This is a genomic window from Streptomyces sp. Alt3 (assembly GCF_030719215.1).
In the GTDB taxonomy this organism is placed as follows: Bacteria; Actinomycetota; Actinomycetes; order Streptomycetales; family Streptomycetaceae; genus Streptomyces; species Streptomyces glycanivorans.
The window spans coordinates 4,542,518-4,567,964 of sequence record NZ_CP120983.1 but is presented as its reverse complement, the minus strand read 5'-3'; the positions used below and the strand labels follow the sequence as shown (position 1 = coordinate 4,567,964).

The following is a 25,447-nucleotide window of genomic DNA, read 5'->3' as shown; positions in this document are numbered from 1 at the left end:
CGGACTCACGAACTGCGTTCGCCTACTTCTTGTTGCGACGCTGAACGCGCGTGCGCTTGAGCAGCTTGCGGTGCTTCTTCTTGGCCATCCGCTTGCGCCGCTTCTTGATAACAGAGCCCACGACTACCCTCGCTCACTTCTTCTTCACTGGTGCGGGGCGTCTGGGCCCACACGACCTACGTCGGCCTAGCCTACCCGCCACCGGGTGAGGGGCGTAATCCGAGGGCAACGTCAGGCCGACTCCACCCCCACGAAGGACTCGCGAAGGTACTCGTGAACCGCTTGCTCCGGGACCCGGAAGGACCTTCCCACCCTGATCGCCGGCAGATGACCGCTGTGCACCAAGCGGTACACGGTCATCTTCGACACCCTCATGACCGAGGCGACTTCCGCCACGGTCAGAAACCTGACCTCGTTGAGAGGCCTCTCACTGTCAGCAGCCATGACCCACCTGTACCTTCCGCACGAGACGCGCACCGGCTTCCCCTCCGGTGACTCTTCGTCGTTGTGCGCTCACTCCCCAGATTAGGGGCGGGTGATACGAGTGGGGAAGAGGTGAGACGATCGGCCGCCTACTGTGACAGACACGCCCGATTGAGTACATACCGAGTGAGAGGCCGGTAGTAGTCCGACCGCACCCCGTCATCGAGCGGAACGGCGACGGACACCCGCCCCTCCGCCTCGCCCACGAACAGCGCGGGGTCGTCCGTGTCCGCCAGCCCGATGGCCTCGATACCCAGCTGACCTGCCCCGCAGACCCACCCGTGGTCCCCGACGACCAGCTCCGGCAGCGGCCCCCCGGCCCTCACCGCCTCCTCCAGCACCGCCCGGACCGGCAGCGGCGAGTGGGTATGTGCGCCGGTCGCACTCCCGGGAACCCGCACGCCCGGTTCGCGCACCAGCGCGACACCTTGTACGTAGTCGAGGTGGTACGTGCGTACGCCGAATCGAGTCGCCATGTCGACACATCGGCCCTGCGCCGGGGTGAGGACCGCGCAGCCGGCCGCCGACAAGGCGTCTGCCAGCCCGGCGTAGAACCCGAGCAGCCGATGCGGATGCCCCGTGCCGAACAGCACCGGAGCCCGCCTCTCCGCAGCCCCCGCGAGACGCCGCGCGAACGCTTCCAGAGCGGTCAGGGTCCGCTCCGGATCGATCACGTCCGGACCTGACACATAATCAGGATCGTCCGAGACACCGCACTTGTCGGCCATCAGCCGCAGCAGGTCACGCTCACCCCAGGCATGGTCCGGATCAAGTCCGAGCAGCACACGAGGATCCCTCGCCGCGAACAGCCGATAGCTCCGCAGACTGGTCTCCCGAGGCGTGGCCACGGGCCCCGCGAGCCGCGCCGCCAGCAGATGAGCGCGCAGCGCTCCGGTGCTCAACACCCTCCCGATGCTCCCGCACCCGACGCGCTCAGGGGCCGGAACCCGGATACCGCCCACCCGTTGGCGTAACCCCGGCTCAGGCCAGCAGCCCCCGCAGCGGGAACGCCGACCGCCGGGTCGCCAGCACCGCCTGGTCCAGCCGGTCCGCAGGGTCGTACCCGTCCTCCCACGGCTTCCACGAAGGAGTACGGCCGTCGGTCATCCGGGCAGGGCCCAACTGCCGCGTACGGGCGTAGACCTCGTCCCGCCACGAGGCCGGAATCACGGCCTCCGGCTCCACCGGCGCGTGCGCGGCGATCCCCACGAGATGCGTCCAGGAACGCGGCACCACGTCCACCACCGCGTAACCCCCTCCGCCCAGCGCCACCCAGCGCCCGTCCTCGGCGTATGAGTGGGCCAGCTCATGACAGGCCGTCATGACGGAACGCTGGGCGTCCAGCGACACCGCGAGATGCGCCAGCGGGTCCTCGAAATGCGTATCGGCCCCGTGCTGGGTCACCAGCACCTGCGGCCGGAAGTCCTCCAGGAGCTCCGGCACCACCGCGTGGAACGCCCGCAGCCACCCGGCGTCACCCGTACCCGCCGGCAGGGCCACGTTCACGGCCCCACCATCGCCCGCCCCGGCACCGGTCTCCTCCGGCCACCCGGTCTGCGGGAACAGCGTGCGCGGATGCTCGTGCAGCGACACGGTGAGGACCCGCGGATCCTCCCAGAACGCCGCCTGCACCCCGTCCCCGTGATGGACGTCCACATCGACGTACGCCACCCGCTCGGCGCCGAGCTCCAGCAGCCGGGCGATGGCGAGCGCCGGATCGTTGTACACGCAGAACCCGGAGGCAGCCCCTGGCATCGCATGGTGCAGCCCGCCCGTGAAGTTCACCGCGTGCCGGCTCTCCCCCCGCCACACCGCCTCCGCGGCCCCCACCGAGAGCCCGGCGATGAGCGCGGACGCCTCGTGCATCCCCGCGAAGGCGGGGTCGTCGACCGTCCCCAGCCCGTATGCCTGGTCGGCGGACCCCGGATCCACGGACGCGGCCCGGACGGCCGCCACGTAGTCCTCACGGTGCACGAGCCGCAAAGTGGAGTCCCCGGCGGCCTTGGCCGACCGCACGTCCACCGACCCGTCCAGCCCGAACGCCCGCACCAGGCCCATCGTCAGAGCGAGTCTGACCGGGTCCATGGGGTGACTGGACCCGAAGTCGTATCCGGTTACTGCCTCATCCCACATCAGCTGCGCGCGCCCGCTCATGCCCGCCACCGTATCGGGCGGGATCCGCACCGAACGAGCGGGCGTACACGAGCGTCGCCAGGACCAGCACCATGGGCACGAGCATCGCGCCGCGGTAGCTCCACGCGTCCCCGAGCGCCCCCACGAGCGGCGACCCCACGAGAAATCCCACGTAGTTGAAGACGTTCAGCCGGGCCACGGCCACATCACTCGCCCCGGGGAACATCCGCCCCGCGGCGGCGAACGTCTGCGGCACGATCACACAGAGACCCAGCCCCAGCAGCGTGAAGCCGAGCATCCCCCACCAGGCCCCCGGCGCCACCGCCACCACACCGAACCCCACGGCGGCCAGCACACTCCCGCCCCGCACCACGGCGACCGCCCCGAACCGGCGCACCCCGAGGTCACCGACGGCCCGCCCCAGCAGGGTCGTCACCATGTAGACGTTGTACGGAACCGTCGCAAGCTGCTCCGAGCCGCCCAGGACGTCCTGCAGGTACTTCGCGCTCCAGTTGGAGACCGTCGAGTCCCCGATGTACGCGAACGCCATCACCAGGCACAGCGGCAACAGCAGCCTGAACGGCACGGGCGTCCCCTCGGCCCGGCCGGGCGCCGATGCGTCACCGGCCACCTTCCCCTCCGCGTACCAGCGGCTCCCGATCAGGGCCGCGGGCAGCAGGACGAGCACCGCCGGCAGATAGGACACCAACAGCGACAGGTCCCAGTGCGCGCCGGCCCACGCCATCGACGCCCCGGCGATACCACCCAGGCTGTACGCGGCGTGGAAGCCCAGCATGATGCTGCGCCCGTACGCCCGCTGAAGGCTGACGCCCATCATGTTCATGGAGGCGTCCAGCGCCCCGACGGCCAGCCCGAAGACGCCGAGCGCGAGAGCGACCTGCCAGACCTCGGTGCCGGCGCCCACGCCGAGCAGGGCCAGCATCACCACGGGCTGCGCCCACCTGAGCACGGCCCCCGGCCGCACCCGCGCGACCACCTTCTCGGTGAGCACGCTGGCGACCCCCGCCAGGACAGGAACGGCGGCCAGGAAGACGGGCAGCAGCCCGTCGGATATCCCGTACCGGTCCTGGATGGCGGGGATGCGCGTCACGAGGAGAGCGAAGGTCACCCCCTGCACCAGGAAGCTCAGAGCGAGCGAGGCCCTGCCGTACCGCAACCGCGCATCCGTCATGGCCGCGAGCGTAGAGCCCTGAACTACCGCTGGGTAGACGGATCAGGCGAGGAGTTCGGGCAGCTGCCTCATGTCGGAGAAGTGCCCCGTGACTCCGCTGAGCCGGTCCGCCGGCATCATCGAGGTGAAGCCGTACACGTCCATCCCCGCGGCGCGGGCCGCCTCGACGCCCAGCGGGCTGTCCTCGATCACGACACACCGCTCGGGGGCGACGCCCATCCGTTCGGCGGCGTGGAGGAACAGGTCCGGGGCCGGTTTCCCCCGCCCCACATCCTCGGAGCTGAAGATCCACTCCTCCTCGAACCACTGGTCGAGGCCGGTGTTCCGGTGCCCTGCCGCGATCTTCTGGTGACTTCCGGACGAGGCGACGCAGTACGCCACACCGTCGGCGACGAGCGAGCCCAGCAGCTCGTCGACTCCCTCGACCGCGGCCAGCCGCTCCTGCTGGAACGCGCCGAGGGTGCGCCGGTGGAGCTCCTCGTCGAAGTCCTCGGGCAGTTTCTGGCCGGTCCGCTCCTCCACGAGGTCGTGGACCCGGTGGATGGCGGCCCCCATGTAGTCGCGGAGGGACTCGTCGTACGAGGTGGGGTGGCCGAGCTCGGTGAGGTAGCCGGCCAGGACGGTGTTGGAGATCGGCTCACTGTCGACGAGCACGCCGTCGTTGTCGAAGATGACCAGTTCGTAGCGCATGGTTCGACACTAGACGCTCAGAACGCAGAAAAGCCCCGTGCCACAAGGGCACGGGGCTTTCCCGGAATAATTGTTCGGCGGCGTCCTACTCTCCCACAGGGTCCCCCCTGCAGTACCATCGGCGCTGAAAGGCTTAGCTTCCGGGTTCGGAATGTAACCGGGCGTTTCCCTAACGCAATGACCACCGAAACACTATGAAATTAACCAACACCGGAACAAAACACGGCCGTTCGTTATTTCAGAACTAACACAGTGGACGCGAGCAACTGAGGACAAGCCCTCGGCCTATTAGTACCAGTCAGCTCCACCCGTTACCGGGCTTCCACATCTGGCCTATCAACCCAGTCGTCTACTGGGAGCCTTAACCACTCAAGGTGGTGGGAATACTCATCTCGAAGCAGGCTTCCCGCTTAGATGCTTTCAGCGGTTATCCTTTCCGAACGTAGCCAACCAGCCATGCCCTTGGCAGGACAACTGGCACACCAGAGGTTCGTCCGTCCCGGTCCTCTCGTACTAGGGACAGCCCTTCTCAATATTCCTACGCGCACAGCGGATAGGGACCGAACTGTCTCACGACGTTCTAAACCCAGCTCGCGTACCGCTTTAATGGGCGAACAGCCCAACCCTTGGGACCGACTCCAGCCCCAGGATGCGACGAGCCGACATCGAGGTGCCAAACCATCCCGTCGATATGGACTCTTGGGGAAGATCAGCCTGTTATCCCCGGGGTACCTTTTATCCGTTGAGCGACAGCGCTTCCACAAGCCACTGCCGGATCACTAGTCCCGACTTTCGTCCCTGCTCGACCCGTCGGTCTCACAGTCAAGCTCCCTTGTGCACTTACACTCAACACCTGATTGCCAACCAGGCTGAGGGAACCTTTGGGCGCCTCCGTTACTCTTTAGGAGGCAACCGCCCCAGTTAAACTACCCATCAGACACTGTCCCTGATCCGGATCACGGACCCAGGTTAGACATCCAGCACGACCAGAGTGGTATTTCAACGGCGACTCCACAACCACTGGCGTGGCTGCTTCAAAGTCTCCCACCTATCCTACACAAGCCGAACCGAACACCAATATCAAACTATAGTAAAGGTCCCGGGGTCTTTCCGTCCTGCTGCGCGAAACGAGCATCTTTACTCGTAGTGCAATTTCACCGGGCCTATGGTTGAGACAGTCGAGAAGTCGTTACGCCATTCGTGCAGGTCGGAACTTACCCGACAAGGAATTTCGCTACCTTAGGATGGTTATAGTTACCACCGCCGTTTACTGGCGCTTAAGTTCTCAGCTTCGCCGACCCGAAAGTCAGCTAACCGGTCCCCTTAACGTTCCAGCACCGGGCAGGCGTCAGTCCGTATACATCGCCTTACGGCTTCGCACGGACCTGTGTTTTTAGTAAACAGTCGCTTCTCGCTGGTCTCTGCGGCCACCCCCAGCTCACCGAGTAAATCGGATCACCAGTGATGGCCCCCCTTCTCCCGAAGTTACGGGGGCATTTTGCCGAGTTCCTTAACCATAGTTCACCCGAACGCCTCGGTATTCTCTACCTGACTACCTGAGTCGGTTTAGGGTACGGGCCGCCATGAAACTCGCTAGAGGCTTTTCTCGACAGCATAGGATCATCCACTTCACCACAATCGGCTCGGCATCAGGTCTCAGCCTTAATGTGTGACGGATTTGCCTACCACACGGCCTACACCCTTACCCCGGGACAACCACCGCCCGGGCTGGACTACCTTCCTGCGTCACCCCATCGCTTACCTAGTACAAGTCTGGTTCGTCGGCTCCACCACTACCCTCAACTCCGAAGAGATCGGGCCGGCTTCACGGACTTAGCATCGCCTGATTCAGTATTGGGCGTTTCAAAGCGGGTACCGGAATATCAACCGGTTGTCCATCGACTACGCCTGTCGGCCTCGCCTTAGGTCCCGACTTACCCTGGGCAGATCAGCTTGACCCAGGAACCCTTAGTCAATCGGCGCACACGTTTCTCACGTGTGTATCGCTACTCATGCCTGCATTCTCACTCGTGAACCGTCCACAACTCGCTTCCGCGGCTGCTTCACCCGGCACACGACGCTCCCCTACCCATCCACACAGGCGTTGGCCCTATATGTGTGAATGACACGACTTCGGCGGTACGCTTGAGCCCCGCTACATTGTCGGCGCGGAATCACTTGACCAGTGAGCTATTACGCACTCTTTCAAGGGTGGCTGCTTCTAAGCCAACCTCCTGGTTGTCTCTGCGACTCCACATCCTTTCCCACTTAGCGTACGCTTAGGGGCCTTAGTCGATGCTCTGGGCTGTTTCCCTCTCGACCATGGAGCTTATCCCCCACAGTCTCACTGCCGTGCTCTCACTTACCGGCATTCGGAGTTTGGCTAAGGTCAGTAACCCGGTAGGGCCCATCGCCTATCCAGTGCTCTACCTCCGGCAAGAAACACACGACGCTGCACCTAAATGCATTTCGGGGAGAACCAGCTATCACGGAGTTTGATTGGCCTTTCACCCCTAACCACAGGTCATCCCCCAGGTTTTCAACCCTGGTGGGTTCGGTCCTCCACGAAGTCTTACCTCCGCTTCAACCTGCCCATGGCTAGATCACTCCGCTTCGGGTCTAGAGCGTGCAACTCAATCGCCCTATTCGGACTCGCTTTCGCTACGGCTTCCCCACACGGGTTAACCTCGCTACACACCGCTAACTCGCAGGCTCATTCTTCAAAAGGCACGCAGTCACGACTGCATGTGCAAGCACATACAGCGACGCTCCCACGGCTTGTAGGCACACGGTTTCAGGTACTATTTCACTCCGCTCCCGCGGTACTTTTCACCATTCCCTCACGGTACTATCCGCTATCGGTCACCAGGGAATATTTAGGCTTAGCGGGTGGTCCCGCCAGATTCACACGGGATTTCTCGGGCCCCGTGCTACTTGGGTGGTTCTCAAGCAAGCCGTTGATGTTTCAGCTACGGGGGTCTTACCCTCTACGCCGGACCTTTCGCATGTCCTTCGCCTACACCAACGGTTTCTGACTTGCCGACCAATCGGCAGATTGATCAAGAGAACTCCCACAACCCCGCATGCGCAACCCCTGCCGGGTATCACACGCATACGGTTTGGCCTCATCCGGTTTCGCTCGCCACTACTCCCGGAATCACGGTTGTTTTCTCTTCCTGAGGGTACTGAGATGTTTCACTTCCCCTCGTTCCCTCCACACTGCCTATGTGTTCAGCAGCGGGTGACAGCCCATGACGGCTGCCGGGTTTCCCCATTCGGAAACCCCCGGATCAAAGCTTGGTTGACAGCTCCCCGGGGACTATCGTGGCCTCCCACGTCCTTCATCGGTTCCTGGTGCCAAGGCATCCACCGTGCGCCCTTAAAAACTTGGCCACAGATGCTCGCGTCCACTGTGCAGTTCTCAAACAACGACCAGCCACCCATCACCCCACCCTTACAGGTGAGTGCACTGGGGCCGGCAACCGAAGGCGACCGTAACCGGCCGTACCTTCAGATACCCAACAGCATGCCCGACCCGACCGATCCCTCACCACGTTCCACGCCGAAGCAGTACTAGCAGTGAGTTACCTGTCGTGCCGAATAGTCAACGTTCCACCCTTGAGCAACCACCGTCGAACATTTGCCGACGAAATGGTCTCTGGATTCCCCGAAGGAAACCTAGATGCTCCTTAGAAAGGAGGTGATCCAGCCGCACCTTCCGGTACGGCTACCTTGTTACGACTTCGTCCCAATCGCCAGTCCCACCTTCGACAGCTCCCTCCCACAAGGGGTTGGGCCACCGGCTTCGGGTGTTACCGACTTTCGTGACGTGACGGGCGGTGTGTACAAGGCCCGGGAACGTATTCACCGCAGCAATGCTGATCTGCGATTACTAGCAACTCCGACTTCATGGGGTCGAGTTGCAGACCCCAATCCGAACTGAGACCGGCTTTTTGAGATTCGCTCCGCCTCGCGGCATCGCAGCTCATTGTACCGGCCATTGTAGCACGTGTGCAGCCCAAGACATAAGGGGCATGATGACTTGACGTCGTCCCCACCTTCCTCCGAGTTGACCCCGGCAGTCTCCTGTGAGTCCCCATCACCCCGAAGGGCATGCTGGCAACACAGAACAAGGGTTGCGCTCGTTGCGGGACTTAACCCAACATCTCACGACACGAGCTGACGACAGCCATGCACCACCTGTATACCGACCACAAGGGGGGCACCATCTCTGATGCTTTCCGGTATATGTCAAGCCTTGGTAAGGTTCTTCGCGTTGCGTCGAATTAAGCCACATGCTCCGCTGCTTGTGCGGGCCCCCGTCAATTCCTTTGAGTTTTAGCCTTGCGGCCGTACTCCCCAGGCGGGGAACTTAATGCGTTAGCTGCGGCACCGACGACGTGGAATGTCGCCAACACCTAGTTCCCAACGTTTACGGCGTGGACTACCAGGGTATCTAATCCTGTTCGCTCCCCACGCTTTCGCTCCTCAGCGTCAGTAATGGCCCAGAGATCCGCCTTCGCCACCGGTGTTCCTCCTGATATCTGCGCATTTCACCGCTACACCAGGAATTCCGATCTCCCCTACCACACTCTAGCTAGCCCGTATCGAATGCAGACTCGGGGTTAAGCCCCGAGCTTTCACATCCGACGTGACAAGCCGCCTACGAGCTCTTTACGCCCAATAATTCCGGACAACGCTTGCGCCCTACGTATTACCGCGGCTGCTGGCACGTAGTTAGCCGGCGCTTCTTCTGCAGGTACCGTCACTTTCGCTTCTTCCCTGCTGAAAGAGGTTTACAACCCGAAGGCCGTCATCCCTCACGCGGCGTCGCTGCATCAGGCTTTCGCCCATTGTGCAATATTCCCCACTGCTGCCTCCCGTAGGAGTCTGGGCCGTGTCTCAGTCCCAGTGTGGCCGGTCGCCCTCTCAGGCCGGCTACCCGTCGTCGCCTTGGTAGGCCATTACCCCACCAACAAGCTGATAGGCCGCGGGCTCATCCTTCACCGCCGGAGCTTTTAACCCCGCCCCATGAGGGACAGAGTGTTATCCGGTATTAGACCCCGTTTCCAGGGCTTGTCCCAGAGTGAAGGGCAGATTGCCCACGTGTTACTCACCCGTTCGCCACTAATCCACCCCGAAGGGCTTCATCGTTCGACTTGCATGTGTTAAGCACGCCGCCAGCGTTCGTCCTGAGCCAGGATCAAACTCTCCATGAATGTTTTCCCGTAATCGGGAGAGCACCATGCAAGAGCGGAACAACCAGGTCGGAATATGACCGGTTGTTCACAGCGTCCTCGCTGATGTTGCCTACCCGGTCCGAGGACCGTGCAGGACTTTTCAAAGGAACCACCAACCTGCGTGATGCAGGCCGGGGTATCAACATATCTGGCGTTGACTTTTGGCACGCTGTTGAGTTCTCAAGGAACGGACGCTTCCTTCGGTCCCGTTTCACCGGGGCCCTCCGGGCGCTTCCCTTCGTTCTTGCGTTTCCGACTCTATCAGACTCTTTCGTGTCCGATTCCCGGTCGAAGCGGGTTACTACTTGTTTCGCTTTCCAGTTCTTCGCTTTTGCGTTTCCCTTTCCGGCGAGTCCGACTCTATCAGATCCTTTCGGGCCTGATTCCCAGTCAGCGGGGTTCGCCTTCCCGGCCCTTGGGCCGTTCCGACGAGTGAGACTTTAGCGGAATCCCCGGCCCCGACGCTAATCGGGCCACCTTCGAACGCTGATTCCTCATTTCGCACGTGCGCACGTGAAAACGACACGACAGATGCCGTTGGTTTCTCGTGGTTACTGCGGAATGGCTGTCCGGGGACCGACCGGGGTCGGCGCTCACGTCGGACAACTCGGAGCACACTACGGACCGGTGTCGGGCGTGTCAACCCCCGTCCGACGTGTCCCTGTCGTGGAACGCCAGCCTGTAGTCGCGTGGGCTGGTGGCCAGGTGTGTCGCGAAGTGCTGACGCATCGTGATCTCGCTGCCGAAGCCGGCTCGGCGGGCCACTTCGGGCACGGCCAGGTCGGTCCTTTCCAGCAGCTTCTGGGCTGCGGCGATGCGCTGGGTGATCAGCCAGCGCATCGGCGTCGTACCGGTGGTGGCCTGGAAACGGCGGGCGAAGGTTCGGGCCGACATGCCTGCCCGGGCGGCGAGGCCGGCCACCGTGTGGGGTTCGGCCAGACGGGTCAGCGCATAGGCCCGAGCCTCGGCCAGGGCATCCGCGTCACGGTCGACGCGTGGGGTGGGGTGTTCGATGAACTGGGCCTGGGTTCCGGTGCGGAACGGTGCCGTGACCATCGAACGCGCGATCGTCGCCGCCGCTTCCGCTCCGTGGGTCGTCCGCACCAGGTGCAGACAGAGGTCGATGCCGGCCGCGGTGCCGGCCGAGGTCCAGATGTTGTCCTCGTGGAGGAACAGGGCGTCCCGCATCACGGTGACCCTCGGATGCCTCGCCTTGAGCAGCTCGGTGAGGTTCCAGTGGGTGACGGCCCTGCGGCCGTCCAGGAGTCCGGCCTGGGCCAGGGTGAATGCCCCGCCGCAGAGGGCGGCGAGGGGGACGCCCCGGGTGTGGGCGCGGCGCAGGGCGTCGAGCACCGGCTCGGGCGCGGGCGTGACGTGGTCGTCGAGCCCGGGAACCACGATGAGGTCGGCACGGGCGAGCCAGGCCAGTGTCCGGTCGGGTGTGAGGGACAGGCCGCCCCGTAGCTGGACGGCGTCCGGCTCGCTCGCCACCCGTCGCAGTTCGAAGGCGGGTACGCCCCGGTCGGTGCGGTCCACTCCCCACACCTCCGTGATGACCGAGACGTCGAAGGCCCGGACGCCGGGGAAGGCCATTAGCGCCACACGGCCGGGACGGGGCTCGGGAGTCACGGTCATGGTGGCAGTAAAGCATCGGTCGATGACTTTTCCGTGTCTGGGAACGGGCCGCCGTCCGGAGGAGGGTGGTGGGCATGGAGATCGCGGAGAACGCAGCGCTGGTGGTCGTCGATGTACAGCAGGGGTTCGAGGAGGAGGCGTATTGGGGACCGCGTGACAATCCGGAGGCGGACCGGAACATCGCGAAACTGATCGATGTCTGGCAGGCGAGCGGCCGGCCCGTCGTGTTCGTGCGGCACGACTCCCCCAAGCCGGACTCGCCGCTGCGGGAGGGGTACGCGGGCAACGCGTTCAAGGAGTACGTCGAGGAACGCCGGGGGAAGGGCACGGGGCCGGAGCTGTTCCTGACGAAGTCGGTGAACTCCGCCTTCTACGGGACTCCCGACCTGGACACCTGGCTGCGGGCGGCCGGGGTCGGGCAGATCGTGGTGGCGGGGATCCAGACCAACATGTGCGCGGAGACGACGGCCCGCATGGGCGGCAATCTCGGCTACGAGGTGTTCTTCGCGCTCGATGCGACGTACACGTTCGACGCGGTCGGCCCGTGGGGCTGGACGCTGAGCGCGCGGGAGCTGTCGCGGGCCACCGCCGTGACGCTGCACGGCGGTGGGTTCGCGCGTGTGGTGCGCAGCGAGGAGCTGGTGGCCGCCGCGGAGTAGCGGGTCAGCCGTTGCCGGTGGCCAGCTCGCGGCTGCGGTCGCGGGCGGCTTCGAGGGCCGCGATGAGGGCGGCCCTCACCCCGTGGTTCTCCAGCTCCCGGATGGCGCTGATGGTCGTGCCGGCGGGGCTGGTGACGGCCTCGCGGAGCTTGACCGGGTGTTCGCCGCTGTCCCGCAGCATCACCGCGGCGCCGATCGCGGCCTGGACGATCAGGTCGTGGGCCTGGGCGCGGGGCAGGCCCAACAGGATGCCGGCGTCGGTCATCGCCTCGACGAGGAAGTAGAAGTACGCGGGGCCCGAGCCGGAGAGAGCGGTGGCCGCGTCCTGCTGGGACTCGGGCACCCGGAGCGTCTTGCCGACGCCGCCGAAGATCGACTCGGCGTGGTCGAGGTGTGCGGCTGTGGCGTGGCTGCCCGCGGAGATGACGGACATGCCCTCGTCCACCAGGACGGGGGTGTTCGGCATGACGCGTACCACCGGGGTCCCCGCGGTCAGGTTGTCCTCGATGAAGGCGGTGGTGATCCCGGCGGCCGCGCTGATGACGAGGCGGTCGGCGGTGACGTGGGGGGCGAGCTCGTCCAGGAGCCTGCCCATGTCCTGGGGCTTGACCGCGAGGATGAGGATGTCGGCGCTCTTGGCGGCCTCGGCGTTGGTGACGGCCTCGACGCCGTAGCGGGTGCGGAGCTTCTCGGCGCGCTCGGCGCGGCGGGTGGTCACCAGCAGATCGCTCGCCCGCCAGCCGGCCCTGATCATGCCGCTGAGCAGGGCCTCGCCGATCTTTCCTGTACCGAGGACTGCGACGGTCTGGGTCATGCGGTTCATCCTCCGGGGGCGGTGCGCGGTAGGTGGTTCGCCATCCTCGCACCGCACTGTCAGGTGGTGCGGCGGCGGAGGGTGGCGGCACCCAGGCAGAGGACGAGCAGAGCGCAGCCGGCGACGACCAGGATGTCGCGGCGGAAGTCGGCGGTGACTTCGGTGTGGGTGAGGACCTGGTTCATCCCGTCGACGGCGTACGACATCGGCAGGAGGTCGGAGACGGTCTCCAGGACAGGGTGCATCCGGTCGCGCGGTGTGAACAGTCCGCACAGCAGCAGCTGCGGGAAGATCACGGCGGGCATGAACTGGACCGCCTGGAACTCCGAGGCGGCGAAGGCCGAGACGAACAGGCCGAGAGCCGTGCCGAGGAGTGCGTCGAGCAGGGCGACCAGGAGCAGCAGCCAGGGGGATCCGACGACGTCGAGTCCGAGGACCCAGACGGACATCGCGGTGGCCAGGAGGGACTGGGCTACGGCGACGGCGCCGAAGGCCAGCGCGTATCCGGCGATCAGGTCGCCCTTGCCGAGGGGCAGGGCGAGGAGGCGTTCCAGGGTGCCGGAGGTGCGCTCGCGGAGGGTGGCGATCGAGGTCACCAGGAACATCGTGATCAGCGGGAAGATGCCGAGCAGTGAGGCGCCGACGGCGTCGAAGGTTCCCGGGCCGTCGTCGAAGACGTAGCGCAGCAGCGTGATCATCAGGACCGGGACGATCAGCAGCAGAGCGACCGTGCGGGGATCGTGGCGGAGCTGGCGCAGGACACGTCCGGCGGTGGCGAGGGCCCGGGCGGGGGAGAGCGCGGGGGTGTCGGTGCTCATCGGGTCGTCTCCTGGCCGGCGGGGGTGACTTCGTCCGCGGCCGCCCGGTGCGCGGCGGTCGCGGGCGCGGCCTCGGTCGTGACGGCCTCTGTCGTGACGGCTTCCTCGACGAGGCGCAGGAAGGCTTCTTCCACGGTGGCGGAGCCTGTGCGGGTGCGGAGGGCGTCGGGGGTGTCGTCGGCGAGGATCCCGCCCTCGCGCATGAGCAGCAGCCGGTGGCAGCGCTCGGCCTCGTCCATGACGTGGGAGGAGACGAGGATCGTGGTGCCCCGGTCGGCGGCGAGGGAGTGGAAGAGGTTCCAGAGGTCGCGGCGCAGCACGGGGTCGAGGCCGACGGTCGGCTCGTCGAGTACCAGGAGTTCGGGGGTTCCGAGCAGGGCCACGGCGAGGGAGACGCGGCTGAGCTGGCCTCCGGAGAGGGTGCCGGCGAGCGCGTCGGCGCGACGGGTCAGATCGACGTCGCCGATGGCCCGGGTGACGGCTTCCTCGCGGGCCGCGCGATGGCCGCGCCCCGGGCGGAGGACCGCCGCGAAGTAGTCGAGGTTCTGCCGCACGGTGAGGTCCGTGTAGACCGACGGTGCCTGCGTGACGTAGCCGACGCGTGCCCTCAGGGAGGGGTGGCCCGCGGGCCGTCCGAGGACGTCGAGCGTTCCCGAGACCTTGGCCTGGGTGCCGACGACGGCGCGCATGAGCGTGGACTTCCCGCAGCCGGACGGGCCGAGGAGGCCGGTGATCCTGCCGGGCTCGACGGTGAAGCCGAGGTCGCTCAGGACGGTGCGGTCTCCTCGTACGACGGTGAGGGCGCGTGCCTCGACGGCCCCCGCGTTCGCAGCACGCAGAGAATTCATCATGTGATGAATATGGGTCGCGCCGGAAGGGCCCGTCAAGGGATGCGGCATGCCCCGCCCTGTTGGTCAGCGGATCAGCACGGCGAGTTCGACCACGTAACGCTCCTCGACCATGCCGTCGGGGAACTCGGCGGCCAGGTGGCCGCGCTCCTCGTCCAGGAACCGGCGGGTGGGCTCCGAGTCCGGTCCGCCGCGCACCAGGAAGGCGGAGTGGCTGGAGAGGTTGGCGAGGTGGGTGCCGACCTGCACGGTGCGGGACCACGGCAGCAGCCGCTGCGCGAACTCGCCGCCGGACAGCTGCGGGAGGTTGCGTGAGCCGGTGACGCCCGGGGTGCCGTGCGCGCTCTCCTCGGCACCGAAGTGGCGTCGCAGCCGGGCGTCCTGGTCGGCGATCCACGGCACGGAGTGGTCGGCGACGTTCCACCAGAGCGCCAGGGCGCCACCCGGGCGCAGGACGCGGAGTGCCTCGGGGAGCGCCAGGGCCGGGTCGGTCCAGTGCCAGGACTGGGCATAGGTGATCAGCTCGGCCGATCCGGTGGCCAGGGGGAGGCGGTTGCCGTCGCCCCGGACGACGGGCACGGACGGCAGCGTCCGGCGCAGTTCGTCCGCCATGCCGGGACCGGGCTCCACGGCGGTGACACGGCAACCGCGCTCGTGCAGCAGCCGGGTGGCGATGCCGGTTCCGGCGCCGACGTCGACGACGCGGGCCCCGTCGAGGGGGCGGGCGGTCAGTTCCCCGACGGTGTCGAGGAGTACGGGCGGGTATCCGGGACGTGCCGCCGCGTACAGGACGGCGGAGTTGTCGAAGGAGAGGGCGCGGAGCCTGGATGCGGACATGGGTTCATCGTGCACGCGTCCTGCGGTTCGCGGGCCGTGATCGCGCCGACTTCACCTGCGGCCGGAGCGCTTCCCCTTGGCGCTCCTGCGGGCCGCCGGGTTTCCGGTCCGGGACGAGCGGCGCTTCTCGTACCGGGCCAGCGCCGTCCCGTACTCCGTGCGCCGCAGTGTCTCGCCGGGTGCCTCCCGGAAGGAGCGGAGGAAGTAGGCGAGGAGCGAACCGATGAAGCCGATCGACTTGAGGCCGCGCAGCCTGTCCTCGTGGGACGGGTCGGCGGGGCGGCGGGTGAAGCCCTCCCAGGTCTTGCGGAAGGCGATGGCGCTGCACACCGCGAACATCAGCACGACGAGCATGCCGACGAGGCCGCCGACCTCGGCGATCTCCAGCCCCTGATAGGCGAAGCGCAGGACGAAGCACGAGGCGACGGCCGCGACGAGCGAGCCGACGGTGACGCCCACGCGCCGCAGCCCGTACCCGCCGTCGTGGTCGACCCAGGTCGTACCGAAGAAACGGAGGGGTTCGGGCTGCGGCCCGGGCGTGGTGCCGCCCGCAGGCAGGTCCGAGGGCGTTCCGGGGGCTTCGCTGTTCTCGCTCACGGAATCGATTATCCCCGGACGCGCGACGGTCGGGTCAGTCGCAGCGCGTGGCGATGTAGCCGTCGCTGCCCGTCTTGACGTAGGCGTCCGACACGAACTGCCCGTTGGCGATGTTGTCCCACAGGTTCGACGTGCCGTACGGGCCGGTCACCCGCTCCCCCGGCTTCTGGCAGTACACCGGGACGCTCATCCCGTACGGCAGCGTCCGGACGATCCCGTACTGGGTGCCCGGACCCCTGCGGACGTTGACGCGGTAGCCGGGCGCGATCGGGTAGACGACCGTGCCCGCGGCGAGCGTCGCCACCCCCTCGGCCGCGGCCTCGACGGTGTCCGTGCCGGCCGAGCCGACGGTGTTCTCCTCAACGCCCATGAGGGCCTCCCCCGTTGAAAGTGACGCGTGTGACGCGCAGGCTAACAAGCCCCACGTCCCTCGCACGCACCATCGACTAGGCTCCGTGCGTCGCGCTTGCGCACGAACACACGGGGGTGGGCGATGCCGCCGCTGCAGGGGACCGGATCACATCCGGAAGCGGAGCATCCTGAGTACGCGGGGAAGTACCGGCTCCAGGCATGTCTCGGGGCGGGCGGCATGGGTGTCGTACACCTCGCGCGCTCCCCCTCCGGGCTGCAACTCGCGGTGAAGGTGGTGCACCGCCAGCACGCGGCGGACCCGGAGTTCAGGGCACGTTTCCGGCAGGAGGTCACTGCCGCCCGGCGGGTCAGCGGGGCGTTCACCGCACCCGTCGTGGATGCCGATCCGGCGGCGGCACTGCCCTGGATGGCCACCCTGTACGTCCCCGGCCCGACGCTCTCCGCGCAGGTGAAGCGGAACGGGCCGATGAGCCCCGCCGAGCTGCGCAGGCTCACGGCGGGGCTGGCCGAGGCGCTGCGCGACATCCACCGGGCCGGTGTCATCCACCGCGATCTCAAGCCGAGCAACGTGCTGCTCCCCGACTCCGGGCCCAAGGTCATCGACTTCGGCATCTCCCGGCCGTACGACAGTGACGTCCGCACGGAGACGGGCAAGCTGATCGGCTCGCCGCCGTACATGGCGCCCGAGCAGTTCCAGCGGCCCCGGGAGGTCGGCCCGGCCGCCGACGTGTTCGCGCTCGGGGCCGTGCTCGTCCACGCGGCGACGGGCCGGGGGCCCTTCGACTCGGACAGCCCGTACCTCGTGGCCTACCAGGTGGTGCACGACGAGGCCGATCTGACCGGTGTGCCCACGGATCTCGCGCCCCTGATCGGACGTTGTCTGGCCAAGGACCCCTCGGAGCGCCCCACCCCGGACGAGATCATGACCGCGCTGCACCCTCCGTCGTACGAGGCGGCCGCCTTCATACCCGTCCAGCGCAGACCGCTCGCCGCCGAGCCGGGGGAGGCGTCCGAGGGGACGACGCATGTCCGCGCGCCGGACGGGCTGCCGTCCGGGAGGCGGGGGGAGGGGCCGGCCGGGGGACGCCGTACGCCGCACCGGATGGCGGCCGTCGCCACCGCTGCCCTGCTGGTGGCCGGCGGGCTCTGGGCGGCCGTCACCTGGGGCGGCTCCGGGGCGCCGCGGCCGGAGCCCGGTGCGGAGGCGGGGCACGCGGCCGCCTTCACACCGTGGCGGACCCCCCTGCGCTCCACGGACGTGGCCACCCCCTCGTGTGCGGCGGGGGCGGACGGCACCGGCTCCGCGCTGTACTGCGTCACCGCCGGTCTCGGCACATCCCGGCTGGACCCGTCCGGCGGCACGGTGGTCTGGTCGCACCGGACCACGTCGCGGAAGGGTTCCGAGGGAGCGGTGTCCGGGAGCGTGCCCTACACCGTCGTCGAGGGCGAGGAGCTCAGGGCCTACTCCCCCGGCGACGGGGCGGAGCTCTGGCGCACGGACCTCTCCGCGTACCTGGACACCCCCCTCCCGGCCGGCGATCTCCTGCTGACGGTCCGCCAGGACGGTTCGCTCCAGGCACTCGACGCACAGACCGGCGGATCCCTGTGGCGGCACACCGCCCCGGGCCACGAACAGCCGGGTTTCGCGCTGTACGAGGCCGGGACCGGTCTCGCGTACGTCTACGAGAGCTCGGCCCGGGGGACCTCCACCCTTGTCACGGCCGTCGAGGCGAGGAGCGGCGACACGGCCTGGCAGCGCAGGCTGGACGGGCTGCTCACCCCGGCGGGGGCGTCCGACGGCACGCTTCTGCTGACCTCGATGAACGAGAAGGCCCAGACCACCGGGCTGGTCCGGTACGACCCCGGGGCGCGCGCCACGAGCCGTACCGAGCTGCCCTTCCGGATGAACGGGCCGGAGACCGTGGTGGACGGGGACACCGCCCTGATGCTGGAGCGCGGCGGGACACTGCTCGCCCTCGACATCCGGCCGGACGCCGGGCGGGCGGAGCGCTGGCGGCTGGAGACGGCCGTCGGGACGACCTCCGCGCCGGTCCTCGGAACGGGCGGGCGGCTGTACTTCTCGGCCGCGGACGGGCGGCTGCTCGCCGTCGACACCGAGCGCGGGACGCTGCTGGGACAGACGCGCCCGCGGCTGAAAGAGGGCAGGCTCGGTCATGCGTCGTCCCTGCCGGCCCCCGTCGTCCTGGGCCGGAGCGTCGTCGGCACCGCCCCGGACGGATCCGTCTTCGCCGTGGACGCGGACGACCCCGCCGCCTGGTGAGGCCAGGGGCGGGGCCGGACGGGACAGCCGGGGGTCAGCCGAGCTTGGAGACGTCGCGGACGGCGCCCTTGTCCGCGCTGGTCGCCATCGCCGCGTACGCGCGCAGCGCCTGGGAGACCTTGCGGTCGCGGTTCTTCGGCGCGTACACGCCGTTCAGCGCCTCGCGGCGGGCGGCGAGGTCCTCATCGGCGACGAGCAGCTCGATCGAGCGGTTCGGGATGTCGATCCGGATCCGGTCGCCGTCCTCGACCAGCGCGATCGTGCCGCCGGACGCCGCCTCGGGCGAGGCGTGCCCGATGGAGAGGCCGGACGTGCCGCCGGAGAACCGGCCGTCCGTGACGAGCGCGCAGGTCTTGCCGAGGCCGCGCCCCTTGAGGAACGACGTCGGGTAGAGCATCTCCTGCATGCCGGGGCCGCCCTTGGGGCCCTCGTAGCGGATGACGATGACGTCGCCGTGCGTGATCTCCTTGCGGAGGATCTTGTCGACGGCGTCATCCTGCGACTCGCAGACGACGGCAGGTCCCTCGAAGGTCCAGATCGACTCGTCGACGCCTGCCGTCTTCACGACGCAGCCGTCCACGGCGAGGTTCCCCTTGAGGACCGCCAGGCCGCCGTCCTTGGAGTAGGCGTGCTCCATGTCGCGGATGCAGCCTCCGGCCGCGTCCGTGTCGAGGGTGTCCCAGCGCTCGGACTGCGAGAAGGCGGTCGCGCTGCGGACGCAGCCCGGGGCGGCGTACCAGAGCTCCACGGCCTCGGGGGACGGGGAGCCGCCGCGGACGTCCCAGTTCTTCAGCCACTCACCGAGGCTGCCGGAGTGGACCGCGTGCACGCCTTCGTTCAGCAGCCCGCCGCGTTGCAGCTCGCCAAGGAGGGCGGGGATGCCGCCGGCCCTGTGCACGTCCTCCATGTAGTACGTCCCGCCGGGCGCCACGTTGGGGGCGACCTTCGCGAGGCAGGGGACCCGCCGGGAGATCTCGTCCATCTCCGGGAGACCGAAGGCGAGCTCGGCCTCCTGGGCCGCTGCCAGCAGGTGGAGGATCGTGTTGGTGGAGCCGCCCATCGCGATGTCGAGCGCCATGGCGTTCTCGAAGGCCTCGCGGGTGGCGATGCTGCGGGGCAGGACGGAGTGGTCGTCCTCCTCGTAGTGGCGCTTGGTGATGTCGACGATCGTGCGGCCGGCGTTCTCGTACAGCGCCTTGCGGGCGGTGTGGGTGGCGAGGACCGAGCCGTTGCCCGGGAGGGCCAGGCCGATCGCCTCGGCGAGGCAGTTCATCGAGTTGGCGGTGAACATGCCCGAACAGCTGCCGCAGGTCGGGCAGGCGTTCTCCTCGATACGGAGGATGTCCGCGTCGGAGATCTTGTCGTTGACGGCGTCCGAGATCGCGTCGACGAGGTCGAGGGTGCGGACCGTACCGTCGACCAGGGTGGTCTTGCCTGCCTCCATCGGACCGCCGGAGACGAACACCGTGGGGATGTTGAGGCGCATCGCGGCCATCAGCATGCCGGGGGTGATCTTGTCGCAGTTCGAGATGCAGATCAGGGCGTCGGCGCAGTGGGCCTCGACCATGTACTCGACGCTGTCCGCGATGAGGTCGCGGGAGGGCAGGCTGTAGAGCATGCCGCCGTGGCCCATGGCGATGCCGTCGTCCACCGCGATGGTGTTGAACTCGCGGGGCACCGCGCCCGCCGCCTTGATCGCGTCGGAGACGATCCGGCCGACGGGGGCGAGGTGGGTGTGGCCCGGCACGAACTCGGTGAAGGAGTTGGCCACCGCGATGATCGGCTTGCCGATGTCCTCGCCGGCTACGCCGGACGCCCGCATAAGGGCGCGGGCGCCCGCCATGTTGCGGCCGTGGGTGACAGTGCGGGACCTCAGCTGGGGCATCGTCTCTCGCTCCTTCGACAGAAAAGACTGCCTTTGAGCGTACGCCTCACGTGCCAAGATCTGGACATCCCGTCCGAAATGCGGGACGCGATGCCCAGTGGGCGGGCAGGCGGGACGACTGCCCGCCCCTCTCCGTCACACCGCCGGGAGGGCCAGCAGGCGACGGTCGTGCAGCGCGGCCAGACGCTTGCCGCCCGAGACCACGTACCACTGCTCGATCGAGCCCTTGCCGTCGTTGAACGTCCAGCGGAGCTTGCCGTCCCGCGCGTCGTAGGCCTGGACGCCGCCGTTCTCGTCGAACTCCGTCGCCCCGTAGAGAGTGTCCCCCACCTTGGCGAACTGCAGAGGGACCGAGACCTCGCGCAGGTCGGGGTTGTGCCACCGCCGCTCGCCCGTGGCGGGGTCGACGGCCCACAGGGCGTGGGCGCTGTCCGAGGCGTAGAGCACCCCGTCGAGGACGCTGGGTCCGTTGAACGTGTCGAACTCCTCGGTCCTCACCGCCCAGCGCTCCGCGCCGTCGCTCAGGGCGAAGGAGCGCAGATGCCTGCCGTCGGCGACGCAGACCGCCCCGTCGTGAACCGCGATCCGCTCGAAGTTGGACCGGCTGATCTTCTTCGACCACAGCTGCCGTCCGGTCGCGGTGTCGCGGACGGTCAGGTTCTTCCGGTGGTCGGTGTAGACGAGGTGGTCGCCGAGTACCGCGGAGGTGATGCCGGACTCCTCGGTGCCGGCGTCCCGCTTCTCGCTCCAGACGGCCTTGCCCGTACGGACGTCGACGGCGGCGATCACGTTGGTCCGGGAGCTGAGGTCCTTCTCCAGGATGCCCGCCACCACGTAGACGCGTTCGGTGTCGGCGCCGATGGGCCGGGGCTGCGCGTACCGCCCGTCCAGGCGGCTGCGCCACGTCTCCTTGCCGGTGGCCGGGTCGAGACCCACGAGGTCACCGTCGTACTGCCCGCTGGCGAGGTAGAGCGTGTCCCCGCCCATGATCAGCCGGGCGCCCGGCTGGGCGGCACCGGGCAGTGACCACAGCTCCTCGCCGGTGGTGAGGTCCCGGCCCGTCAGGGGGTCGCCCGCCACCAGCACCACGTTCCCCACGACGGCGAGCACCTCGTGGTTGCCGAGGGTGCCCACCGTGGTCTTCTCCTGCCACAGAGCGCGCGGGGCGCTCCCGGCCGGCGGAGTCGCGAACGCGTCCCCTGCGCCCTTTCCGCTCCCGCCGGGCTCCGGCTTCCCCGAGGCACCGGCCTGCTCGGGGCCGCACGCCGTCGTCACCGCCCCCGCGAGGAGGAGGCCCAGTCCCGCGCCGGCCATTCCCAGCAGCCGGCGGCGGGACACGGGGCCGTCCGCCGCGTGCCCGTCAGGTCTGCGTACATTGCGAGTCGTCACGGTCGTCTCCCCCACTTGTCGTCCACCACGTACAACCGGCTCGCCGGTCCCGGACAGCCAACCACCGGAATCCGGCCATGACGGCCGCTGGTACCGACTCGCGACACTGTTGTCGAACCAACGGCACAGCGGTCACACAGGCAGGGCCCCGGTCACCCGTCGGCCAGATACCGCTGGAGCGTGGGGGCCACCATCTCGATGATCTTCTCCGGATCGGCCGACGCGAGGGGCTCCGCCCGGACGACGTACCGCAGGATCGCGATGCCGATCATGTGGGAGGCGGCGAGTTCCGCGCGGAAGGCCGGATCAGGCACGTCGAGGCCCGCCGCGATCCGTTCCAGCAGCCGGCGCAGCACGAATTCGCGCAGCGCCTTCGCAGCCGCCTCGTGCGTGAGCGCGGAACGCAGGACGGCCAGCAGCGGCGCCCGGGACACCGGGTTCTCCCAGACGCCGATGAAGTACCGGGCCAGCCGCTCTCCGACGTCCTCGGAGGGCCCGCCCAGGATCGACGGGATGAGCAGCGCGGGTTCGAAGGAGACCTCGACGGCCGCGGCGAAGACCTCGTCCTTCGTGCCGAAGTAGTGGTGGACCAGGGCCGCGTCCACACCCGCCGCCTTCGCGACGCCGCGTATCGAGGTCCTGTCGTAGCCGCGTCCGGCGAACTCCGAGCGGGCCGCCTCCAGGATCCGGGTCCGGGCGTCGGGGCCCTCGGCGTGCGCCGCGCGGGAGGGGCGGCCCCTGCGCCGGGGGGCCGGGCCGTCGGCGCCGGGGGTCACGGCCGGGGAGCCTGCGCCGACGACGCCAGGTGCAGCCGGGTGAAGGCGAGCGCCTCCGCGAGATCGGCCTCGCGTTCGGCCGACGACATGGCGCGGCGGGTGTTGACCTCGATGACCACATGGCCGTCGAAGCCGGTGCGGGCCAGCCGCTCCAGCAGTTCCGCGCACGGCTGGTCCCCCCGGCCGGGCACCAGGTGCTCGTCCTTGCCGGAGCCCTTGCCGTCGGCGAGGTGGACATGGGCGAGCCGGTCGCCCATCCGGTCCACCATGGCCATGCTGTCGGTGCGTGCGGTCGCCGTGTGCGAGAGGTCCACGGTGAAGTGCCGGTAGTCGTCGTTGCTGACGTCCCAGGCGGGGGCGTACGCGAGCATCTCGCGGTCGCGGTAGCGCCACGGGTACATGTTCTCCACCGCGAAACGCACATCGGTCTCGTCCGCCATGCGCCAGATTCCGGTGACGAAGTCACGGGCGTAGTTGCGCTGCCACCGGAAGGGCGGGTGGACGACCACCGTCGAGGCACCGAGCTTCTCCGCCGCGGCCCTGGCCCTCTGGAGCTTCACCCACGGGTCCGTGGACCAGACCCGCTGCGTGATCAGCAGACAGGGCGCGTGCACGGCCAGGATCGGCACCTGGTGGTAGTCCGACAGCCGCTTCAGCGCCTCGACGTCCTGGCTGACGGGGTCGGTCCAGACCATGACCTCGACACCGTCGTAGCCCAGGCGCGCAGCGATCTCGAAGGCCGTCGCCGTCGACTCCGGATAGACGGAGGCCGTAGACAGGGCGACCTTCGCATCCGGGATGCGCACCACTGGTTCTGCCACGTTGACAGGGTACGGGCAGCGGTGTGCGGTGCCGAGGGAGCCCGGCTGAAAGTGAGAAGGGCCATGGCGGGCCGCGAGGTCATGCCAGGGCGGCCGCCTGCTGCGCCGGCAGGTGGTCGAGGCGGCGCAGGATGACTCCCTCCCGCAGCGCCCAGGGGCAGATCTCCAGCTCCTCGACACCGAACAGGTCCATCGCGCCCTCGGCCACGAGCGCCCCCGCCAGCAGCTGGGCGGCGCGCCCCTCGGTGACCCCGGGCAGACTCCCCCGCTGCTCGACGGTCATCGCCGAAAGCTTCGGCACCCACTCCTCCAGGGCCTTGCGGCTGAGGACGCGCTGCACGTAGAGCCCCTCGGCGGAGCGGGCGGCCCCCGTGATCCTGGCGAGCTGCCGGAACGTCTTGGAGGTTCCGACCACGTGGTCGGGCGGCCCCAGCCGGGTGAACTCGCCGACCGTCCGGGCGATGCCCGCACGGACGTGGCGGCGCAGCGCGCGCACGTCCGTCGGGTCCGGCGGATCGCCCTGGAGCCAGGCGGCGGTGAGACGGCCCGCGCCGAAGGGCAGCGACACCGCGGCGTCGGGCTCCTCGTCCATGCCGTAGCCGACCTCCAGCGAACCGCCGCCGATGTCCAGGACCAGCAGTTTCCCCGCGGACCAGCCGAACCAGCGGCGGGCGGCCAGGAAGGTCAGCCGTGCCTCCTCCTCGCCGCTGAGGACGGCGAGGGCGACACCGGTCTCGTCCCGCACCCGCGCCAGCACCTCGTCGGCGTTGCCCGCGTCGCGGACGGCGGAGGTGGCGAACGCCAGCACGTCCTCGCAGCCCTTGTCCTCGGCCGCCTGGAGTGCGTCGCCGACCGTGGCGACGAGCCGGTCCACGCCCTCGGGACCGATCGACCCCTCCGGATCGAGGAGTTCTGCGAGCCGCAACTCCGCCTTGTGCGAGTGGGCGGGCTGCGGGCGGGCGCCCGGGTGCGCGTCGACGACCAGCAGATGCACCGTGTTCGACCCCACGTCGAGGACTCCGAGTCTCATACGGGAACGCTACTGCGGCTTACTCTGGGCAGGTGCCAAAGACGAAAAAGGCGAAGCCGGACAAAGCCACGAAGAAGCAGCCGAAATCGAAGCAGGAGATCCAGCAGCCGGAAGCAGCGGGGCCGGACGGGCCCGACGAGAAGGGGCTCGACTTCGCACGGGCCTGGGTGGAGTTCGCCGACCCCGTCGACGACGAGCAGGTCTTCCGCTGCGATCTGACCTGGCTGACGTCCCGGTGGAACTGCATCTTCGGCAGCGGCTGCCAGGGCATCCAGGCGGGCCGCGCGGACGACGGCTGCTGCACGCTGGGCGCGCACTTCTCCGACAAGGACGACGAGAAGCGGGTGGCCGGGCACGTCGCACGGCTCACGCCCGAGATCTGGCAGTTCCACGACGTCGGCACGAAGACCGGCTGGGTCGGTGTCGACGAGGACGGCGAGCGCCAGACGCGGCGCTGGGAGGGCTCCTGCATCTTCCAGAACCGCCCCGGGTTCGCGGGCGGCATGGGCTGTTCTCTGCACATCCTGGCCCTCAAGGAGGGCAAGGAGCCGCTGGAGACCAAGCCCGACGTGTGCTGGCAGCTGCCGGTCCGCCGTACGTACGACTGGATCGAACGGCCCGACGACACGCGCGTGCTCCAGATCTCGATCGGGGAGTACGACCGCCGCGGCTGGGGACCCGGCGGCCATGACCTGCACTGGTGGTGCACCTCGGCCACGTCCGCGCACGGGGCGGGTGACCCGGTCTACGTCTCCTACCGGCCCGAGCTCACCGAGATGATGGGCAAGGAGGCCTACGACCGGCTGGCCGAGCTGTGCGAGCAGCGGCTGGCCTCGCTGCTGCCGATGGCTCCGCACCCGGCCGATCCGGCCTGACCGGAGACCGGCCCCGCCCCGACGGCGGCCCGGTGTGCGGAGCACGGACGTTCCGTCGCACACCGGGCCGCC

21 protein-coding genes and 3 rRNA genes are annotated in these 25,447 nt (G+C 68.2%); 3 read left to right on the top strand and 21 right to left on the bottom strand.

Annotated elements, in window-relative coordinates; genetic code table 11:
* Positions 1–22: 22 nt before the first annotated feature.
* From P8A20_RS20135 to P8A20_RS20090, 10 genes are all read right to left on the bottom strand, one after another.
* Complete coding sequence (locus P8A20_RS20135; RefSeq protein WP_003948845.1) at positions 23–121, bottom strand: 30S ribosomal protein bS22; 99 nt, start codon at positions 119–121, stop codon at positions 23–25.
* Between the two features lie 110 nt (positions 122–231).
* Entirely contained in the window at positions 232–444 is a 213-nt protein-coding gene (locus P8A20_RS20130) for a helix-turn-helix domain-containing protein (RefSeq protein ID WP_030124091.1), read from the bottom strand.
* A 128-nt stretch (positions 445–572) separates the two neighbouring features.
* Positions 573–1,388, bottom strand: a complete 816-nt coding sequence (locus P8A20_RS20125) for a phosphatase (protein ID WP_147958902.1) — start codon at positions 1,386–1,388, stop codon at positions 573–575.
* 76 nt (positions 1,389–1,464) lie between these two features.
* The gene (locus P8A20_RS20120; protein WP_147958901.1) at positions 1,465–2,637 is read right to left on the bottom strand and encodes an acetoin utilization protein AcuC; all 1,173 of its coding nucleotides are present in this window, start codon (positions 2,635–2,637) and stop codon (positions 1,465–1,467) included.
* Positions 2,606–3,808: an MFS transporter gene (locus P8A20_RS20115; protein WP_147958900.1), complete on the bottom strand. Its 1,203-nt coding sequence runs from the start codon at positions 3,806–3,808 to the stop codon at positions 2,606–2,608. Before P8A20_RS20115 ends, P8A20_RS20120 begins: the two co-directional genes overlap by 32 nt.
* Positions 3,809–3,850: 42 nt before the next feature.
* Positions 3,851–4,498 carry an HAD family hydrolase gene (locus P8A20_RS20110; RefSeq protein ID WP_306103971.1) on the bottom strand — a complete coding sequence of 216 codons (648 nt, stop codon included), beginning with the start codon at positions 4,496–4,498 and terminating at the stop codon, positions 3,851–3,853.
* Positions 4,499–4,570: 72 nt separating this feature from the next.
* Positions 4,571–4,687 (bottom strand): 5S ribosomal RNA (gene rrf, locus P8A20_RS20105).
* Positions 4,688–4,766: 79 nt separating this feature from the next.
* Positions 4,767–7,891, bottom strand: a 23S ribosomal RNA gene (locus tag P8A20_RS20100).
* 300 nt (positions 7,892–8,191) lie between these two features.
* Positions 8,192–9,717: ribosomal RNA gene (locus P8A20_RS20095) — 16S ribosomal RNA — on the bottom strand.
* Together the 16S, 23S and 5S rRNA genes form the textbook arrangement of a ribosomal RNA operon.
* 660 nt (positions 9,718–10,377) lie before the next feature.
* A complete protein-coding gene (locus P8A20_RS20090) occupies positions 10,378–11,373 on the bottom strand; it encodes a GlxA family transcriptional regulator (protein ID WP_306103970.1) in 996 nt (331 codons plus the stop codon).
* A gap of 74 nt (positions 11,374–11,447) precedes the next feature.
* Here P8A20_RS20090 and P8A20_RS20085 point away from each other — a divergent pair, with 74 nt between their 5' ends.
* A complete protein-coding gene (locus P8A20_RS20085; RefSeq protein ID WP_147958897.1) occupies positions 11,448–12,032 on the top strand; it encodes a cysteine hydrolase family protein in 585 nt (194 codons plus the stop codon).
* A gap of 4 nt (positions 12,033–12,036) precedes the next feature.
* Here the strand turns inward: P8A20_RS20085 and proC are convergent, their stop codons facing one another.
* The 6 genes from proC to P8A20_RS20055 form a co-directional block, all read right to left on the bottom strand.
* The gene (proC, locus tag P8A20_RS20080) at positions 12,037–12,846 is read right to left on the bottom strand and encodes a pyrroline-5-carboxylate reductase (protein WP_147958896.1); all 810 of its coding nucleotides are present in this window, start codon (positions 12,844–12,846) and stop codon (positions 12,037–12,039) included.
* A 59-nt stretch (positions 12,847–12,905) separates the two neighbouring features.
* Complete coding sequence (locus tag P8A20_RS20075) at positions 12,906–13,664, bottom strand: ABC transporter permease (RefSeq protein ID WP_147958895.1); 759 nt, start codon at positions 13,662–13,664, stop codon at positions 12,906–12,908.
* Positions 13,661–14,515: an ABC transporter ATP-binding protein gene (locus P8A20_RS20070; RefSeq protein WP_147958894.1), complete on the bottom strand. Its 855-nt coding sequence runs from the start codon at positions 14,513–14,515 to the stop codon at positions 13,661–13,663. The genes P8A20_RS20075 and P8A20_RS20070 overlap by 4 nt, the downstream gene beginning before the upstream one ends.
* A 63-nt stretch (positions 14,516–14,578) precedes the next feature.
* Complete coding sequence (locus tag P8A20_RS20065) at positions 14,579–15,349, bottom strand: class I SAM-dependent methyltransferase (RefSeq protein WP_147958893.1); 771 nt, start codon at positions 15,347–15,349, stop codon at positions 14,579–14,581.
* Positions 15,350–15,400: 51 nt separating this feature from the next.
* Positions 15,401–15,946 carry a hypothetical protein gene (locus P8A20_RS20060; protein WP_306103969.1) on the bottom strand — a complete coding sequence of 182 codons (546 nt, stop codon included), beginning with the start codon at positions 15,944–15,946 and terminating at the stop codon, positions 15,401–15,403.
* A 34-nt stretch (positions 15,947–15,980) separates the two neighbouring features.
* Positions 15,981–16,316 carry an SH3 domain-containing protein gene (locus P8A20_RS20055; RefSeq protein ID WP_147958891.1) on the bottom strand — a complete coding sequence of 112 codons (336 nt, stop codon included), beginning with the start codon at positions 16,314–16,316 and terminating at the stop codon, positions 15,981–15,983.
* A gap of 123 nt (positions 16,317–16,439) precedes the next feature.
* On the opposite strand from P8A20_RS20055, the gene P8A20_RS20050 reads away from it, so the two are divergent.
* Positions 16,440–18,599 carry a serine/threonine-protein kinase gene (locus tag P8A20_RS20050; RefSeq protein WP_147958890.1) on the top strand — a complete coding sequence of 720 codons (2,160 nt, stop codon included), beginning with the start codon at positions 16,440–16,442 and terminating at the stop codon, positions 18,597–18,599.
* A gap of 34 nt (positions 18,600–18,633) precedes the next feature.
* Here P8A20_RS20050 and ilvD read toward each other — a convergent pair whose 3' ends face one another.
* The 5 genes from ilvD to P8A20_RS20025 form a co-directional block, all read right to left on the bottom strand.
* Positions 18,634–20,484, bottom strand: a complete 1,851-nt coding sequence (gene ilvD, locus P8A20_RS20045) for a dihydroxy-acid dehydratase (RefSeq protein ID WP_147958889.1) — start codon at positions 20,482–20,484, stop codon at positions 18,634–18,636.
* Between the two features lie 135 nt (positions 20,485–20,619).
* Positions 20,620–21,873: a PQQ-binding-like beta-propeller repeat protein gene (locus P8A20_RS20040; RefSeq protein WP_147958888.1), complete on the bottom strand. Its 1,254-nt coding sequence runs from the start codon at positions 21,871–21,873 to the stop codon at positions 20,620–20,622.
* 152 nt (positions 21,874–22,025) lie between these two features.
* A complete protein-coding gene (locus P8A20_RS20035) occupies positions 22,026–22,649 on the bottom strand; it encodes a TetR/AcrR family transcriptional regulator (protein WP_147958887.1) in 624 nt (207 codons plus the stop codon).
* Positions 22,646–23,458: a sugar phosphate isomerase/epimerase family protein gene (locus tag P8A20_RS20030; protein ID WP_187282178.1), complete on the bottom strand. Its 813-nt coding sequence runs from the start codon at positions 23,456–23,458 to the stop codon at positions 22,646–22,648. Before P8A20_RS20030 ends, P8A20_RS20035 begins: the two co-directional genes overlap by 4 nt.
* A 91-nt stretch (positions 23,459–23,549) precedes the next feature.
* Positions 23,550–24,500, bottom strand: a complete 951-nt coding sequence (locus P8A20_RS20025) for a Ppx/GppA family phosphatase (protein ID WP_147958885.1) — start codon at positions 24,498–24,500, stop codon at positions 23,550–23,552.
* A gap of 32 nt (positions 24,501–24,532) precedes the next feature.
* Between P8A20_RS20025 and P8A20_RS20020 the strand changes: the two genes are divergently transcribed.
* Positions 24,533–25,375: a DUF3109 family protein gene (locus P8A20_RS20020; RefSeq protein ID WP_147958884.1), complete on the top strand. Its 843-nt coding sequence runs from the start codon at positions 24,533–24,535 to the stop codon at positions 25,373–25,375.
* Positions 25,376–25,447: the final 72 nt, after the last annotated feature.